Origin of the sequence: uncultured Eubacterium sp. (genome assembly GCF_934295145.1) — a bacterium.
GTDB lineage: Bacteria > Bacillota > Clostridia > Lachnospirales > Lachnospiraceae > Eubacterium_I.
Map to the genome: position 1 here is coordinate 1 of NZ_CAKRAS010000038.1, position 18,005 is coordinate 18,005.

Consider the following 18,005-nt stretch of genomic DNA (forward strand, 5'->3'; position numbering starts at 1 on the left):
AGAAGATGCCGGGAGCACAGTGGAATAAAGCGGTAAAGTTAAAATCGGATGAGGGAGCATATCCCGTCATCCGATTTTTCGCGTCCGGTTAAGTTTCATGACTTCTTGTGCGGTACTGGGAAGGGGAGCAACCTTTCTGCTTATGAAAGATCCGGCTGAAATACAGGGCGTTGTTGTATCCGACAATGCGTGCAATCTCATTGATGGAGTAAGTTGTATTTTCTAACAGTACCTGTGCGTTGGTCATCCGAAGTGAAGTAATGAACTGCACTGGTGTTTCACCGGTATACTTTTTGAAATTGCGGATGAACCAACTGACACTCATGCCAAGGGAAGAAGCATAGGCATCAATATTAATCTCATGGTTGTAATTCTGGTTAAAGTAAGAGGCAGCAGTATCCATCTGCCGATCCAGAAATTCGTTTTTCAGGGTATGCTCCTGGAGCATTGCCCGGTGGAAGATGATGAGCAGGTGGCATAATAACAGCGTCAGCATTTCCTGGTAATCTGCATCGCATTTCTGTAATTCTAAGATTATGTGCTTAAAGGCGCGCTCATACTCTAAGGATGTCCCGACCGGGAAGATCCGTTCTTTATCTGTAAATCCATTTTTCCGTAGGATATTTTTTGCTTCGCTGCCGGTAAAGTGTACCCAGTAAACTTCTGTTTTGTCTTTTCCATAAAACTCATACTTCTGCAGTTCCGCGGGACGGTAGAGTACGATGTTCCCAGCAGAGACGATGGTCTCGTTTTCTGGTTTGTCAAAATGAAAATGCACCAGTCCGGAAGCAATATAAATGATTTGGAAATCTTTTCGCCCTTTGGGGCGGTAAGTTGGCATTTTTGGATGGTTGGAGAGCCGGTAGGTGCCACAGCTTCCGACGATCAGGGGACGTGTCCGGTCTTTAAAATCCAGATGGGAATTGTTCAGGTAGCCGCTATTGATATACATGGGAAATCCCTCCTTTTTTCCATTGTATCATTTTGTGCATATTCTGTCTAATTCTGTTTATAGACATTTCTTGCAGGAATATTTAGAATGTAGTCAGTAAAAACAAGGAACGACAACATGTTTTTTCATAATAGGGAAAAACGAACGAAACAGCAGATGTACAAATTGATACATATGAGGAGGAGAAGGAAATGATTGTACCACGCTATTATGAAGATTTGGAAATCTTACATGACAACACCATGCCGGCAAGGGCTTATTATATCCCTGCATCCAAAAAGATGGATGATCTGATTGAACACAGGGAAACATCTGACCGTTTTCAGTTACTGGATAAAAACTGGAAGTTCCAGTATTTTGAAAGCATTTATGACGTAAAGGACTGCTTTTTTGAGACAGGATATGATACATCGGGATTTGAAGAGCTGAAGGTGTTACATGCCTGGCAGTTGTTCGGACATGATGTACCACAATATACCAATATCCGTTATCCATTTCCGTTTGATCCTCCATATGTCCCACAGGATATCCCATGCGGCGCCTATGTTGAGATTTTTACCTATCATACAGATGAACAGGCACCGATGGCATACTTGAATTTTGAAGGCGTGGACAGTTGTTTCTATGTCTGGCTCAATGGCAGATACTTAGGTTACAGTCAGGTATCCCACATGACATCTGAATTTGATGTGACGGATTTCCTGAAAGAAGGGGAAAATACTCTGGCAGTTCTGGTGCTGAAATGGTGTGACGGTTCTTATCTTGAAGATCAGGATAAATTCCGGATGAGCGGTATTTTTCGGGATGTGTATCTTTTGAAACGACCGGAGCATGTGGTATGGGATTACCATGTAACGACCGAACTTGGAGCAGACCATGCAGATGTAACGGTTGCTTTTGATTTTAACGCTCCGGTAGATACAGAGGTTGTGATCGAAAACCGGGAAGGTGCCCGTATCGCACAAGGGGAGATCAGTGAGGATGGAACACTTGACTTTGAGATCTGCCACCCGGTGCTCTGGAATACGGAAAATCCGTATCTGTATACACTGATCATCCGGACCAAAGCAGAGACCATTGTGGATCATATCGGTCTTCGCCAGATTGAAGTCAGGGATAAATGTGTTTACTTTAACGGACAGAAGATTAAGTTCCGCGGGGTAAACCGTCATGATTCCGATCCAATCACAGGATTTACCATCAGTGTGGAGCAGATTAGACAGGATTTGATGCTGATGAAACAGCATAATTTCAATGCAATCCGCTCCAGTCATTATCCGAACGCACCGTTCTTTTACCAGATGTGTGACAAATACGGATTCATGGTCATTGATGAAGCAGACATTGAAGCACATGGACCGGTCATGCTGTACCGGAAAGTGGATACCGACGAGAACCGGTTTGACCGCTGGAATGAACAGATCGCGGATGATCCGATGTGGGAAACTTCCATTGTAGATCGCGTGCAGTTGATGGTGCAGCGGGATAAGAACCGCCCGTCTATCGTGATGTGGTCGATGGGAAATGAAAGTGCGTATGGATGTAACTTTGAACAGGCACTTGCATGGACAAAAGTATTTGATCCGAGCCGCCTGACACAGTATGAGAGTGCCAGATACCGGAAAAGTGGGAAAACCTATGAATATGGGAACATTGACCTGTATAGCCGCATGTATCCTTCCCTGGATGAGATTCGGGAATACTTGCAGAAAGATTCCAGTAAACCGTTCCTGCTGGTAGAGTATTGCCACAGCATGGGAAACGGACCTGGGGATTTTGAGGATTACTTCCAGATAATCCAGAAATTTGACCGGATGTGCGGCGGCTTTGTCTGGGAGTGGTGCGATCACGCCGTTGCACATGGAAAAACAGAGAATGGAAAGACCATTTATTATTACGGCGGGGATCATGGGGAGCAGATCCATGATGGCAATTTCTGTATGGATGGTCTGGTATACCCGGATCGTACCCCGCATACCGGTCTGCTGGAATATAAAAATGTGTACCGCCCGGCAAGGGTAGTTTCCTACGACCAGAAAAGCCAGGAACTTGTTCTGCATAACTATCTGGATTTTGATGACTTAAAAGATTATGTAACGATCGGATATGAAGTGACACAGGACGGACTTACCGTGGATCGTGGCACGCTGGCACCATTTTCGGTAGCACCACACAGCGAGGGACGCACAAAACTTGCGGTCAGTGTTCCGGCAAAAGGAAAAGTATATTTGAAAATCAGCTACTATCTGAAAAAGCAGGTGCCTCTGCTGGCAACTGGATGGGAACTTGGATTTGACGACTTCCTCCTGTCAAACCAGGATGGCAGGAACCAACAGAAACTTGCATGGTTAGAAGAGGGCAGAAACGGACAGGATATCAGTGTACAGGAATGCGATACGGCAGTCACCCTGCAGGGAAGTGATTTCTGCTATGTGCTCAGTAAACGGAGCGGACTGTTTGAGCAGATCCGGTTTGCGGGTAAGGATTATCTGGATCATCCGATGCAGCTTAACATCTGGAGGGCTCCGACAGATAACGATATGTATATCAAGAAACTATGGAAGGATGCGCATTTTGACAGTGCATACAGCAGGGCATATCAGATGGAGATTACCCAGAATGAAAAGGGCGTTTCCATCAAAGCAAAAATCGGTGTGATTGCAGATAGCGTACAGAAGATTCTGGAGGGAACAATCCTCTGGGAGATCGACGGGACAGGAAAGATCCATGCAGACATGCTCATGGAGAAAGATCCGGAGTTTCCGGTACTGCCAAGGTTTGGCATACGCCTGTTTTTGGAGAAAGGCATGGAGGAAGTGGCATATTTTGGCATGGGACCGCAGGAGTCCTACCGGGATAAGCACCAGGGTTCCTATCATGGACTGTTCCGGGCAAAAGTAGCAGAACTTCATGAAGATTATATCCGCCCACAGGAGAACGGAAGCCATTTTGATTGTGATTACGTGCAGGCAGAAGGCGCAAGATACGGTCTGACTGCGGTTTCAGACGATACATTTTCCTTCCAGGCATCCGAATATACCCAGGAAGAGCTGGAACGCTGTGCCCATAATTATAAATTGGAAAAATCCGGCAGTACCGTACTGTGCATTGACTATGCACAAAATGGCATCGGTTCCAATAGCTGTGGACCGGAGGTATTAGAAAAATATCAGTTTAATAACGTATTATTCCGGTTCCGGTTTACACTGGTTCCGTTCATTAAGGGATAATAAAATTATGTTGGTGTACTAAGGTACATAGGAAGAGAGAGGACTTCATGGAAGAAAAAACGTATTTGAAATGGTACAACAAAATTGGCTATGGATCAGGCGATGTGGCAGGAAACGTGGTGTATGCGTTCCTGACATCTTTCGTCATGATCTATCTGACGGATACCATCGGTCTGATGCCGGGCATTGTCGGAACATTGATCGCGGCATCCAAGCTGTTTGACGGTGTGACAGACATTTTCTTTGGATCGATGATCGATAAGACACATTCCCGGCTTGGAAAGGCAAGGCCATGGATGCTCTATGGTTATATCGGATGTGCGATTACCCTGGTTGCGGTATTTGCAGTTCCGACCAGCTTTGGTGATACGGCAAAATATGCTTGGTTCTTCATCGCATATACCTTGCTTAACGGTGTGTTTTACACAGCAAACAACATCGCATACTCAGCCCTTACTTCCCTGGTAACAAAAAATGCCAAAGAGCGTGTGCAGATGGGGTCTTACCGTTTTATCTTTGCTTTTGCCACAAGCCTTGTAATCCAGTCTGTTACGGTTGGGTTTGTTGATAAATGTGGCGGCGGGGCTGCCGCATGGAGAACGGTTGCAATCATTTATGCAATCATCGGTTTTGTGGTAAACACGATCTCCTGTCTGTCCGTAAAGGAACTTCCAGAAGAGGAATTAAATGATGGTGCGGTAACAGACAAAGCAGACAAAGAGGAAAAATACGGGCTGGTGCAGGCATTTAAATTGCTGATCAAAAACAAATTTTACATGATGATTTGCGGCGTTTATATTTTACAGCAGTTATACAGTGCCATGATCGGAGCCGGTATCTATTATATGACATGGGTACTGAAGAATAAAAGCCTGTTTGGTGTATTTGCATGGGCGGTCAATATCCCGCTGATCATTGCACTGGTATTTACGCCGACACTGGTTGGTAAATGGAAAGGTATGTACAAATTAAACCTGCGCGGCTATATGCTGGCAGTAGCAGGCAGGGCACTGGTGATCGTTGCAGGTTACCTTGGAAGCGTACCGTTGATGTTACTGTTTACGGCGGTCGCTGCACTGGGACAGGGACCATGGCAGGGAGACATGAATGCGGTCATCGCATCCTGCTCGGAATATACTTATCTGACACAGGGAAAACGTGTGGATGGAACGATGTATTCCTGTACTTCCCTTGGTATCAAGATCGGTGGCGGAATCGGAACCGCACTGGTTGGATGGCTTTTGGAGATCAGCGGATATGTAGGTACGGCGGCAACACAGCCGGCATCCAGCTTACGGATGCTCTCCTTTATGTACCTGTGGCTCCCACTGGTATTTGAGGTCCTGATCATGCTTGTCCTTTCCAGAATGAATGTGGAAGAGACAGTGGAAAACATAAAAAGAGAAAAAGGCATCACATCTGACTGCGTGACGGATGAAGAATAACAGGCACGATGGATCGCGGATGGCAGGAGGCATTGTCTGAAAAAGAAAAAAAGGCAATGCTTTTTGCTTTCTGGATAGAACAGGCAGGGGTTATGCATGGTAGACATGCAGGAAAAATGCGGCATAGAATGAAAGCAGTTGTTCAAAATAAGATGTCATCTGTTTACGCATGTGTTCCGACCTCCTTTCCTTACAAGTCTATTCTAGGATGAAACCAGACATCCTGCGTGCCAGATCAGCACAAACAGTGGACAAATGTTGCAGATACAAAACGGAAGGGAGGAAAGACACCGATGCATTTAACCTATAAAAATACGAAAGATGAGATACTGGCAGTGATGCGCCAGGCAAAACATGAGCCGCCACACCTGCATCATGCCCTGGAGCTGGTGTGGGTAAAAAGCGGGAGCTTAGAGCTTGGTATGGGCGAGGAACTGTACCACATGCAAGCCGGGGATGTCGGGATACTTTTCCCAGATCTGATCCACCATTACCAGGTATTTTCTGCCGGACAGAACATGGCAGTCTTTGTAAATGCACCGCCCTTTATCGTGGGTGCTTATGAGGAAACGTTAAATCGGAAGGCTCCAAAAATCCCGGTGCTAAAAGCATCGGTCATCCCGGAAGATGTGTACCGGTCTTTTGATGCACTTTTAACAACAAAAGAGATCACCATTGCCCAGGCGTATCTTCAGATCATTCTTGCCAGGTGCATAAAGGAACTGACACTGACAGAAAAGAGCAGTGTGGAAAGTGAGGACCTTATTTACCGGACGGTCGCTTATGTATCTGCACATTTTAATCACGCCGTTTCCCTAGAGGAGATGGCAAAGGCACTGGGTGTGAGCAAATATGTGTTATCCAGGATTTTTTCCAAAACCTTTCACCGGAATTTCAACCAGTACCTGAATGACGCAAGGCTTGGGTTTGCCTGCCAGCGGCTGGAAACCACTAATGATACGATCACAGAGATCTGTCTGGACAGCGGTTTTGAGAGCCAGCGTACCTTTAATAGGGCGTTCAAGGAACGTTTCAAAATGTCACCGAGCCAATACCGTATCCTGCAGCAAAGGCAGCAGGAAGAAAAGGAGGAACAATATGGAGTATTTGACAATGACGATCAGGGAACAGAAAAACATTGCACTGATCGCACATGATGGGAAAAAGCAGGAGATGTTACAGTGGTGCATCGCAAACCGAGAGATCCTTAAAAAACATCACTTGTGTGGGACCGGGACAACTGCCCGGATGATCACAGAGCAGGCGGGCTTATCCGTCAAAGGGTATAACAGTGGTCCGCTTGGCGGGGACCAGCAGGTGGGCGCAAAGATCGTGGAAGGACAGATCGATATGGTAATCTTCTTTTCTGATCCGCTGACGGCGCAGCCACATGATCCGGATGTCAAGGCACTGCTCCGGATCGCCCAGGTTTACGATATCCCGATTGCCAACAACAAGGCAACGGCAGATTTTCTGATGCATTCCACCTTCATGGATACCTGCTATGAGCATCAGGTGGAAAATTTCAAACAGGCGGTGGAGCATCGTGCAGCAACATTATAAGCAGCATTTTAATAAGAAGAAACACGACCGGATGCATCTGGCAGCGATCCGGATCTGGAGAGAACTATGAGCGGATTACAGGTCAATATGACCAAAGGCTCCATCCTAAAGTCTCTGCTTATCTTTTCGCTACCAATCCTGATGTCGAACCTGTTTCAGCAGTTATATAATACGATGGATATCCTGATCGTAGGAAATTACCTTGGCGATTTATCCCTTGCGGCCATTGGGGCATCTTCATCGATTTATGAACTGCTGATCGGGTTCTGCTTTGGGGTTGGCAGTGGTCTTAGTATTGTAGTGTCCCGGTATTATGGATATGGGGACAGTGAGTTGATAAAAAAAGCAGTGGCAGGGGCGATTGTGATTGCCGGATGCCTGACGGCTGCAATGATGCTCTTTTCCATGGTGGGACTCTACCCAATGATGCGGCTGTTAAAAACACCGGAGGAGATTTTGGCAGAATCCTATTCCTATATCTCGGTTCTGACCATTTTCATCGGCGTCATGTTTGCCTATAACCTGTGTGCCGGATTGCTGCGTGCGATCGGTAACAGTCTGATGCCGTTACTGTTTTTGATCTTTTCCTCCATCGGAAATGTGCTCTTGGATCTGTTGTTTATCACACAGTTTGACATGGGCATCCGGGGAGCTGCTATTGCTACGGTAGTGGCACAGGGGATCTCCGTCCTGTTATGCATCTTTTATATCCTGCGCCATGCGGCAGTTTTGGTGCCGGAGCAAAGGCACTTTGCGGCAGGGAAACATCTGTACGGGGAACTGCTCTCCCAGGGCGTATCCATGGGGATTATGAATGCAGTGGTCTGCTCCGGGACGGTGATCCTGCAGCGCGCGATCAATCATCTCGGTGCGGTTTATATCGCATGTCAGGCAACGGCAAGAAAGTTAAATTCCTTTATGATGTTACCAAACACCACCATGGGTGCGGCAATCGCAACCTTCATTTCCCAGAATGCCGGTGCAGGAAATAAGGAGCGCATCAAAAAAGGGATGCTCATCGCCTGCCGGATGAGTATCTGTTGGGGCATCATCGCAACGGTGGTGCTTGCTTTGTTTGCAAAGGATCTGGTGGCATTGTTTGGCTCCAAACAGGCTGAGATCTTAGAGAATGCTGCCCTGTATCTGCGGGTGGCATCTCCGTTTTATGCGGTGCTTGGAATCCTTTATAATATGCGGAATGGTTTACAGGCCATGGGCGAAAAGAGAAAGCCATTGACTTCGAGCTTCATGGAGCTTGCGGGAAAAATCTTGTTTTCTGCTTGTATCATACCAGTCCTTGGTTACTGGGGCGTGATCATCTGTGAACCCCTGATCTGGTGCTGCATGACGGCACAGCTTGTATACTGTTATGTCCATGTGATGCGTGACAACCTGCAAAACGTGGGTATTGAAACTTAAAAAATATTTTGTACATAAGATTTTGACAGAGAGGAAAAAGTTGAACATGAAAAGAACATGCTATGCGTTTATGGCAGCGGCAGTTCTGACGGTCACATTTGTTGGCGGCTGTGGAAAGCAGGATGCCGCAACGACAACACAGGGGACACAAGCAAAGAAAATCGGGGCACTGACGCTCCGGAGATAGTATTGTCAGCTTAGTTATTAAGGGTTGGGCGGCTGACAAAACCTGCGGAAGGATTTTGGACGGAACATTCTACATATGATAGAGAGGACAAGTCTTCAAAAAAAGAGTATCCTGGAATGCATAGCATCATCCAAAAAGGCAGGCAACCGGTCTTTGGCTTCTTTGATAAAACTTTCATTAAATCCCCAGAGGTTCATGGAAACAGTAGTGTCCCCGTCGATCTCCTGCCAGGTAGCTCCTTTATCTTCCGTAAAGTGGATGCCGTTTTCATACGTTTCAATCTGTGTATGCTCCACGACACTGACCAGGTTGGCATCAGCATCGGTGGTGCAGACACCTCTTGCAACGGAGCCGTTTTCCGTAACGGTATTTTTTAACTGATAGCCGACCATGCAGTAGAGGTATTTATCATCATCTGAATGTGTGGACAGGTAATCGTAAATGATCTGAAAACAGGTGGTGCCATAGTAATCATCCGCATTAATCACTGCAAACGGGGCATCAATAAGATCTCTGGCTGTAAGAATCGCATGGCAGGTGCCCCATGGTTTTTCCCGTCCCTCCGGTACGGTATATCCTTCCGGAAGGTCCTCTAAATCCTGGTAGGCATAGGAAACATCCATATAGTTTGCGATACGTGCTCCTACGACATATTTTCAGAATGAACCATTGGAATATGATACAGCAATTCGAGTGATAGAGACAGTGATTGATTCTGGAGTGTTCTAACTGGAAGAAGTATATATACAATCTGAAATCTATCGTTGACATATCTCTTATTTAGTAGACAGGTGAAATATTTAAAATTTAGTGCGGATAATACCTACATTTCGATTTGAAGTGTAGGTATTTTTTAAATTATAACCATTTTATTTATTTTAAGGAAATACTTGACAGGTATCTGTATTGCAAATACAGTAGAATCGTACCTAGAAAAAATGGTTGTCTTTTGATTGTTGCAGAAAATAAAGGAACTTGAGAATATATGAAGATATTTATAGATGCCGATGCCTGCCCGGTTGTAGGAATCGTTGAGAAAATAGCTGAAAAATATGATGTGCCGGTTACTTTGCTTTGTGATACGAACCATGTGCTTTCATCTGAATATAGCGAAGTGATCGTGGTTGGCGCGGGAGCAGATGCAGTAGACTATAAACTGATCAGTCTGTGCCATAGAGGGGATATTGTAGTATCACAGGATTATGGTGTAGCAGCAATGGCTCTTGGAAAAGGCGCATATGCGATCCATCAATCCGGGAAGTGGTATACGGATGAAAATATTGATCAGATGCTGATGGAACGGCATATAAATAAAAAAGCCAGACGAAGCTCCAGCAAAAATCACATCAAAGGTCCGAAAAAGCGGACAGGTGAGGATGATGAAAATTTTGCACAGGCATTTGAAAAAATGGTACGGATGGCACAGAAAGAAGAAGGATAGATGAAAAATTTCCAATCATGTGAGTGGTGAAACATTATGTATTGATTTATCCAACAAATAATAAAAATGAAATAAAATAAGGGCAGACAAAACGGTACGTTCCAGGCGAGGAATGTACCGTTTTGTTTATCAATGATAAGCAGAATACAGAGAGGAACAAGATTCTGTTTAGAAAAATCTGATTATTATGGCATATTTATCGAGTTGTAATTTATGAAACATTATGAAACATCGTCAATGTTTTGCGGAAAGAACAGCATTGCAGAGGCAGTAAAAATTCCATTTTCATATTCAAATAAAATAGTTCCGTTATATTTTTCTACTGCCTGAGTAACATTATACAGTCCCCATCCATGAAAAGATGATTTGCGTGTTTTTCGTGGAAGTCCATCATCGGTGAATTTGATTTCTTTGGATGGATTGGAAATTTCAATCAACACAAATTTCTTAATGCTCTGGATACGGATTTTTAATGGAGCAGTCTGTTCCGGGAGTTTACCGACAGCTTCAATGGCATTATCCAGTAAGTTTGCCAGTATCGTACAAAGGTCGGCCGCTTCGATACCGGTTTTATCCGGAAAATCGGTTTGAATCTCATAGTGGATGTTTCGATTTTCCATGAGCTGTATTTTATTGTTTAATACGGCATCTACTACATCATCGCCGGTCCAGTGGGTTTTCTTTAAAATCTGGACGGGTTTCTGAATGGCGGCGATATACGTTTTCGCTTCCGGTATATTTTCATCGTCCAGCAAACGATCCAGAGCAATCAGGTGGTTGTTCAGATCATGATATAATCTTGCATTCTGGCTGTATATTTCGTTTAGGTTCTGATATTTTTCTTCCAAAAGATGCTTACTCAACGCTTCCTTTTCCAGTAAATGCTGTCTGTTTCGCAGGTCAATTTCAAAGAGCAGAACGGTAAACAGCAGCAGTAAAAAGGCGATGAGGATCACCCAGAACTTTGGAGCCTCAAAATAGTTGCTGAATGTTTTACGCATCAGGTAGATCATAACAAAACATCCAACAACAGTAGCGATAAGCAGTTTCCAGACTTTCTTTTTTCCATCACTCATGCGGCGGATGATTGTAGCTGTAATCAGGACAAGTGCAAGTTCACATCCTTTTGTAATCAGAGAAAACGCAATCGTTGTCCGGTCAGGATAGGAATGAAGAACCGAAAGGAACCTTGCTCCGTGACGTGAAAAGTTCAACATCATTGTGATATAAAAAAGTTCAATACATCCCGCCATCAGCACATAAAAGGCGGATAGAAAAATTAAAACAAAAAACTTCTTGCGAACTAAAATGCATCCGCCGATAAAAAGAATCAGGATATACAGCAAAACGGAAAGCATCGTATAGAGCAGATAGTCATTGATCTGTATATAAAATGGTGCCGCAATGCAGGAAATAATGACCGCATATCGGTATTTGAACGTAGGATAAACCGCATGCAGCAATATAAAAAATATAAACACTTTCAGTATGACAAAGCCATAATTGGATATCATGAAGAATGTTGTCATAAAGAATTCCTCCATAATTTTTGCAGCAGTAATTTGAGTTCCTTGATACGTGCAAGACTGGCAGGAAGAAATTCACCGTTATCCAATTCAATCGTCGTGTCCTGAATGGAGACGATATGGATCAGATTTACGATGATGCCTCTGTCAGCAAAAACAAAATCAGAACTGTTCAGTCCTTCCATCACCGGATTTAAACTTTTGCGTTCTTTTACTTCGGTCTGGTTTGTTAAATGAAAAACACTGTTTTTTCCTTCGCGGGATATGTACAAGATGTCTTTCAGTAATAATTTTCGATACATGCGTGTATTGGAGAGCAGATAATACTGGTCGGCCTGCATATGAAGAATCCGAAAGGCATCTTTGATGGCTGTCGGCAGCTTTTCTGGGATCATTTCTTTGTCAATGTAGCGGAACGCGGACAGTTCAAAGGCATCCAGTGCGTATTTCGTATAAGCGGTAATGAAAATGATCAGCGCGCCGGGCAGATGCGTCCGGATCGTTGCGGCTAATTCCATACCGTTCATATGTGGCATTTCAATGTCTGTCAAAATTAGGTCAAAAAAGTGACCTTCTTTGATGTCATAACTCAGGTTTTCACTGTTGCTGTATAACGTGATATCTGCAACTTCCTGATTTGATTGTAATATAGTAGTTACTGCCTGATTCAGATGCTGAAGTGTTACATCTGAATCGTCGCAGATTGCGATTTGAATCAATGATAAAACCTCCCAAAACAATAAATTCAAGTCAATCCTGTGTAAGACTTGGTACATGATTCCATTCCGTATAAGCCAGTGTGATTTCATTGGAATCATTGTGTAATTACTTATTAAGGATAACGGAAAAAGATGTTGATGACAACCCCGGCTTTAGGGATTGATTCATCTGTAACAATTATATCAATAAGTATTGATGTGTGTACGTTTTGTCCGTGAATCAACGTTTTTTGTCCATAAATTATGAGATAGGAATGTTACAGAGTTTTTTGTGTATATAAAAAGATTAATTGATGGACAGATTTTGCGAATTGGTGGACAAAATCACACAGAGGTAAAAATATATGCCATAATGCAAACATAGAAAGATACTATGAAGTAGATGAAAAACATAGAAATGGGGGAAATTTATATGAAGAAGACAATGGCACTTATGGGAATCCTTGGAATGACATTTTTTATGCTGGCAGGGTGTGGACAGAATAAAACGGCGGACAATGAAACACCGATTGAAAATGGCGTTGGAGTTGCTTCAGCAATCAATATTGAGGATGCATATAATTACAATGATCTGCTGACAACAGATACAGGAGAAATCTATGCACTGACCGATGGAACTTCTGAAGATGGAACAGATTCGGTATTGGTATGGAAAAGTTCTGATCGGGGAGAAAACTGGGAGAAAGTAATTTCGTTGCCAGATACGTTTTCTGAAGATAGTTATATTTTAACAGGTGTGTTACAGGAAGGAAAAGATTGTCTGAATGCATTTGTTGTTGTATCAGATTCCGATGGAAGTCGGCTGCTTCGAGTTGCGGAGAAGGACAATGAAGAACTGAAGGTTGGAGATGTGTTTGAAAAATTAGGTGGAAGTGCATGGGATATCAGCGTCGTCAACGACAATGTGTTATCAATCGCAGGACCGGAACAGTGTGTTTTGTATGATATTGCGCAGCAGAAAGAAGTAAAAAGCCTTTCCTATGACTATTGCTCCGCTGGTTTCCTGTCAATGAAAGATCAGTTTGTTGTGTATTGTGACGATATTAAATATTGCCTGAATGCTGAGACACTTGAGGAACAGGAGCCGGAAGAAGGGCTGAAGAAATTTGTGGAAGATATGTGGGAAGCAAATCATCGTGAGGTATTTGCACCGATGAAAGCGTGGAATGATACCGTTGTGTGCGCTACACCAAGGGCAATTTACGAATACCGGGATGGAAAAACAGTAACAGCGTTGTCAATTCCAGATACCATTCATGGAAAAACCAGTTTCAACGGGGTGCTGCCAGTTTGTAAAGGTAGTCAGAACAATTATTATTTAAGTGTAAATTCTACTGATGAGATATCGTTGTGGCGGATTGAGCCGGATACAGATAAGTAGACTGTAAAATAACAAATAGAAGATCATTCCAATTAGGAGTGATCTTCTGATTTGTTACCAGCTTTTTGTGGAAAGAACAGCATTGCAGACGCTGCAAAAATACCATCTTTATAATTAAACTGTAAAGCACCGTCATATTTTTCAACAGCCTGGGCGACATTATGTAATCCCCAACCATGGAACGCAGATTTATTTGCCCGTTTAGGCATACCGTCATTTGTAAATTCAACTTTAGGAGACGGATTTCTTATTTCTATGATGACAAATTTTTTGATGCTTTGAATCCGGATTTCTACTGGTGTGGTTTGTTCCGGTAATTGTGTCGTTGCCTTTATCGCGTTATCCAGTAAGTTCGCCAGTATTGTACAGATATCGGCATCTTCAATGCCCGTATTGTATGGAAATTCTGCCTGAATATCATAGCGGATTCCCTGATTTCCCATAATCTGTATTTTATCATTTAACACAGCGTCTACGACATCATTATCAGTCCAGCTTGTTTTCTTTAATAATTGGATCGGTTTCTGTATGTTCTCAATGTACTCTTTTGCATCTGAAACACGATTTTCTTCAAGCAGATGATACAGTGTGTACAGATGATTTCTGATATCGTGGTACAACATTGCATTTTGGTTAAACATTGCCGTGATGTTTTGATATTTTTCTTCTAATAAATGATTGCTTAAAGCCTCTTTTTCCTGCAAATGCCGTCTGCTTCGTAAGTCAATTTCAAAAAGCAGGATGAAAAAAAGCAGTAATAAGAAAGCAGCGAAAACCATCCAGAGCTTTGAAATTGTGGTTGTGTAGTTTTGAAATGTATTATGAACCATATACAAAATACTGATATATCCTAATACCGTAACAATCGCCAGTTTCCAGACGTAAAATTTTTCTTTTGCAATACGCCGGATGACTGCACATACAAGAAGGACAGCAATTATCTGTCCGCATTTGGTTGTGAGCGAGAAAACAAAACGCGGCCATCCATAATCTAATATGAGTGTAAGATAATCCGCTCCGTAAGATGAAAAATGCATGATCAGTGACACATAACAAAATTCATAGCACCCCATCATCAATACATAAAATGCACTTATGGAAAGCAGCATAAAATAATCCTTCCGGATCAAAATACAGCCGCCAATAAAGGTAGACAGGACGAATAGTATAACTGAGTATGCCGAGAATAATGATATCTGGTTGATCAGAGCAGTAAAAGAGGAAAATATTACCGTAATAATAAGTACATATTTATAGTTAATATTGGAATAAATGGCATTCAATATTACAAAAAATAAAAATAATTCAAGTAGTGAAAAACTATAATCACAAATCATAAATAAAGCTGTCATAGCGAATCCCTCCACAAGTTCTGAAGCTGAAATTTCAACTCTTTCATACGTGGAATACTGGCAAGGATAAAATGCCCATTATCTAATTCAATGGTTGTATTTTGAATAGATACAATGTGAGCCAGGTTTACAACCGTACCTCTGTCGATAAAAACAAAATCAGAACTGTTTAATTTTTCCATGATCGGGACTAGACTCTTACGTTGCTTTAAAATATCCTGATTTGCTAAATAAAAAATACTGTTTTTTCCTTCACGCTGTATGTATAAAATATCTTTCAGCAATATTTTCCGATGCATTCGGTTATAGGAAAGAAGATAATATTGATCTTCCTGTAAATGAATCATTTTGAGTGCATCCATAACTGCAACCGGCAGCTTCTTTGGAATGGTTTCTTTATCAATATATCGAAATATGGATAGTTCAAATGCGTCCAGTGCATATTTGGAATGAGCTGTAATAAAAATGATCAATGCATTTGGCAGGTATTTTCTAATATTTGCTGCCAGTTCCATCCCATCAATATGTGGCATTTGAATATCCGTTAGAATGAGATCAAAAAATTTCCCTTCGCTAATGTCATAATTTAAAAATTTACTTTCCTTATAAAGATTAATTTCTGCAAGTTCATGATTTGATTTTAATATATTCGTTACTTCTTGATTCAGATTTTGTAAAGATACTTCTGAATCATCACAAATTGCAATTTGAATCAATGTGTAAAACCTCCATAAAAATAAAACTATCTAAATAATAACTCAAATAGCAGATAATGACAATGATTTACATTTTAACATGTAAAATAAAAAAGCAGTTTATGATGTCCGTGAATAAGGTGGTTTCGGTCCGCGAATCCAATCTTGTATAAAGGGTTTACGGACCGAGAGTATGGGATTGACGGACATATACACACAGGGAGAAAAAAATATGTCATAGTATAGTCAATAAAACGATAGAAAATGGAGAAAAGATTATGTTGGGGTACATGATAAAACGTGCGATTTGCAACAGGTGGATGATAGTGGCATGCGCTGTTTCGATAGCAATTATTTATTATGAAATATTATTTGGCTGGGTGCCGATTCAGGGCATGATAAAAGAACCATGGTATTATAACGGACTGGCAGAGATGATTGGGCTGTTTTCCTTATGTTCCTATTATATATTTGCGGGCATGTTTCCCGGAGTGCCATATGGAAGCTCCTTATTGGAAGAACGTAGCAGTGGGTATCTTAACTATATAAAAAACAGAATATCCATGAAGAAATATATGGGATATAAGATCATTGCGGTAGGGATTTCCGGTGCGGTATCAACGCTGATTCCATATCTTTCCGTAGCGGTGCCATTCAGTTTGTTTACACGAAATTCCTTAGCAAAATTTTCAGAAGATTTTCCTGATCTTATATGGAATAGAGTTGTGACAATGTGGGGGGAGCCGACAGTTTATATTTTACGTGGAGTGCTTATGGTTTTGTTTGGAATCTTATGGGCTGAATTAGCATTTTTACTTTCCATGATCATAAGAAACAGATATATCATTTATATTTTACCATTTGTAATCTATCAGGTTCTGTGGATTATATTACCACATGCAGTAAGTCCGATTTTTATGATTGGCTATGATTATGGCTATAATGATCCGCTGATGCTGCCATTTCTTTTATTTGGAATTTATATTTCAGGTATAATTTTGGGAATCTGGCTCTTATTTATGAGACAGAAAAGACATGAGAAAATTTAAATAAAAATACCGGGGAAAGGAAGCAGGATTAAAATTATGAAAAGAAAAGTTATTACAGTTTTAGCGTTATCTCTGATGGTTGGGGCAATTACAGCTTGTGGAAAGCCTGAGATTGATGATGTTTCGGCACAGGCTGAATCATTAAACAAGGTAACGGGACAGCAGCTAAAAGAGGAACAGGGGCGGTCAATTGAATGTACGTTTGAAATTCCGGATAAAAGTGAAGATTCAAGTGATATACATATAGCAGCAACTGTTACGATTCCGGAATCTGAGATCGTACAGGGAGATTATGAGCAGACACTGATTTCAGCAGAGCAGATAGAAAACGTATTACTTGATGGTCAAAAGATGGAAGCAACAGGAGGTCAATATTCACAGGAAGAATGGGAAATCGCATCAGATCCGGGAAGTGATAAAGCATTTAAGATACATTATATGATCGATCATGCAATAAACAAATCATTTTATGATAATACAACCATTCAGATTGTTGCAGATACTGATTATACAAATGACAATTATCCGACACAGGAAATGAGAGAGCAGTTAGATATTTTATCTGAAAATGCGAAAAATGTATCTGAACAGCTTGAGATAACATCGAAAGTTTTAGGAACAACGATAGGGGAAGAAAATGGATATTATATGGCAGATGTAAAAATCGTTCCATGCATTGAAGATGTTCCGTTGGTTGAGCGTAACTATGGATTTATAGAAGACAGCTATTATATTTCAAATGCAGGTGTTAGCAGTATGCAACTCAATGGATCTTATTCTAAAAAGAACGAGAAGAAAGTGTCGGTTATGTCTGTCGATGATATGTTAAAAATTGTAAAAGAAAAAACGGAAGATGGAGATATTCCGGGATGGAAAAATGTTACCTATACCAATATCACATTAGCGTATTACCTGAATTCTGAAACAAATAATTTTTATCCTGTCTGGTATATATATTCGGATACGTCAAACGTATATATATGCATCAATGCACAGACAGGTGAAGTGATATTCTAGTAATTTGTATTACATATACCGACTATGTA

16 protein-coding genes are annotated in these 18,005 nt (G+C 41.8%); 10 read left to right on the forward strand and 6 right to left on the reverse strand.

Annotated features, from left to right (window positions below):
• Positions 1-88: 88 nt before the first annotated feature.
• Positions 89-952 (reverse strand): AraC family transcriptional regulator, encoded by an 864-nt coding sequence (locus Q0I54_RS08790; RefSeq protein WP_296118061.1) that lies wholly within the window; start codon positions 950-952, stop codon positions 89-91.
• 191 nt (positions 953-1,143) lie between these two features.
• Here Q0I54_RS08790 and Q0I54_RS08795 point away from each other — a divergent pair, with 191 nt between their 5' ends.
• The 6 genes from Q0I54_RS08795 to Q0I54_RS08820 all read left to right on the forward strand — a co-directional run bounded on the left by Q0I54_RS08795 (position 1,144) and on the right by Q0I54_RS08820 (position 8,796).
• Positions 1,144-4,182, forward strand: coding sequence for a glycoside hydrolase family 2 TIM barrel-domain containing protein (locus Q0I54_RS08795; RefSeq protein ID WP_296118062.1), 3,039 nt, complete (start codon positions 1,144-1,146; stop codon positions 4,180-4,182).
• 47 nt (positions 4,183-4,229) lie between these two features.
• On the forward strand, positions 4,230-5,627 hold the full coding sequence (locus Q0I54_RS08800; protein ID WP_296118064.1) for an MFS transporter: 1,398 nt from the start codon (positions 4,230-4,232) through the stop codon (positions 5,625-5,627).
• Between the two features lie 293 nt (positions 5,628-5,920).
• A complete protein-coding gene (locus tag Q0I54_RS08805) occupies positions 5,921-6,784 on the forward strand; it encodes an AraC family transcriptional regulator (protein ID WP_296118065.1) in 864 nt (287 codons plus the stop codon).
• Entirely contained in the window at positions 6,726-7,190 is a 465-nt protein-coding gene (locus Q0I54_RS08810) for a methylglyoxal synthase (protein ID WP_022035003.1), read from the forward strand. Before Q0I54_RS08805 ends, Q0I54_RS08810 begins: the two co-directional genes overlap by 59 nt.
• A 66-nt stretch (positions 7,191-7,256) precedes the next feature.
• On the forward strand, positions 7,257-8,609 hold the full coding sequence (locus tag Q0I54_RS08815; RefSeq protein ID WP_296118066.1) for an MATE family efflux transporter: 1,353 nt from the start codon (positions 7,257-7,259) through the stop codon (positions 8,607-8,609).
• Positions 8,610-8,655: 46 nt separating this feature from the next.
• Positions 8,656-8,796 (forward strand): hypothetical protein, encoded by a 141-nt coding sequence (locus tag Q0I54_RS08820; RefSeq protein WP_296118067.1) that lies wholly within the window; start codon positions 8,656-8,658, stop codon positions 8,794-8,796.
• A 95-nt stretch (positions 8,797-8,891) separates the two neighbouring features.
• On the opposite strand, the gene Q0I54_RS08825 is transcribed toward Q0I54_RS08820, so the two are convergent.
• Complete coding sequence (locus tag Q0I54_RS08825; protein ID WP_367270813.1) at positions 8,892-9,419, reverse strand: hypothetical protein; 528 nt, start codon at positions 9,417-9,419, stop codon at positions 8,892-8,894.
• A gap of 362 nt (positions 9,420-9,781) precedes the next feature.
• Between Q0I54_RS08825 and Q0I54_RS08830 the strand changes: the two genes are divergently transcribed.
• A complete protein-coding gene (locus tag Q0I54_RS08830) occupies positions 9,782-10,237 on the forward strand; it encodes a YaiI/YqxD family protein (protein ID WP_296118069.1) in 456 nt (151 codons plus the stop codon).
• Positions 10,238-10,458: 221 nt separating this feature from the next.
• Here Q0I54_RS08830 and Q0I54_RS08835 read toward each other — a convergent pair whose 3' ends face one another.
• Together Q0I54_RS08835 and Q0I54_RS08840 are read right to left on the reverse strand one after the other, a co-directional pair.
• Complete coding sequence (locus Q0I54_RS08835; RefSeq protein ID WP_296118071.1) at positions 10,459-11,766, reverse strand: sensor histidine kinase; 1,308 nt, start codon at positions 11,764-11,766, stop codon at positions 10,459-10,461.
• On the reverse strand, positions 11,763-12,482 hold the full coding sequence (locus tag Q0I54_RS08840) for a LytTR family DNA-binding domain-containing protein (protein WP_296118072.1): 720 nt from the start codon (positions 12,480-12,482) through the stop codon (positions 11,763-11,765). Before Q0I54_RS08840 ends, Q0I54_RS08835 begins: the two co-directional genes overlap by 4 nt.
• Positions 12,483-12,894: 412 nt before the next feature.
• On the opposite strand from Q0I54_RS08840, the gene Q0I54_RS08845 reads away from it, so the two are divergent.
• Positions 12,895-13,863: a hypothetical protein gene (locus tag Q0I54_RS08845; RefSeq protein ID WP_296118074.1), complete on the forward strand. Its 969-nt coding sequence runs from the start codon at positions 12,895-12,897 to the stop codon at positions 13,861-13,863.
• Between the two features lie 32 nt (positions 13,864-13,895).
• Here the strand turns inward: Q0I54_RS08845 and Q0I54_RS08850 are convergent, their stop codons facing one another.
• Positions 13,896-15,215 carry a sensor histidine kinase gene (locus tag Q0I54_RS08850; protein WP_296118075.1) on the reverse strand — a complete coding sequence of 440 codons (1,320 nt, stop codon included), beginning with the start codon at positions 15,213-15,215 and terminating at the stop codon, positions 13,896-13,898.
• The gene (locus tag Q0I54_RS08855) at positions 15,212-15,931 is read right to left on the reverse strand and encodes a LytTR family DNA-binding domain-containing protein (RefSeq protein ID WP_296118076.1); all 720 of its coding nucleotides are present in this window, start codon (positions 15,929-15,931) and stop codon (positions 15,212-15,214) included. The genes Q0I54_RS08850 and Q0I54_RS08855 overlap by 4 nt, the downstream gene beginning before the upstream one ends.
• Positions 15,932-16,188: 257 nt before the next feature.
• Here Q0I54_RS08855 and Q0I54_RS08860 point away from each other — a divergent pair, with 257 nt between their 5' ends.
• On the forward strand, positions 16,189-16,959 hold the full coding sequence (locus Q0I54_RS08860; RefSeq protein WP_296118077.1) for a hypothetical protein: 771 nt from the start codon (positions 16,189-16,191) through the stop codon (positions 16,957-16,959).
• A gap of 36 nt (positions 16,960-16,995) precedes the next feature.
• Positions 16,996-17,976, forward strand: a complete 981-nt coding sequence (locus tag Q0I54_RS08865; protein ID WP_296118078.1) for a hypothetical protein — start codon at positions 16,996-16,998, stop codon at positions 17,974-17,976.
• Positions 17,977-18,005: the final 29 nt, after the last annotated feature.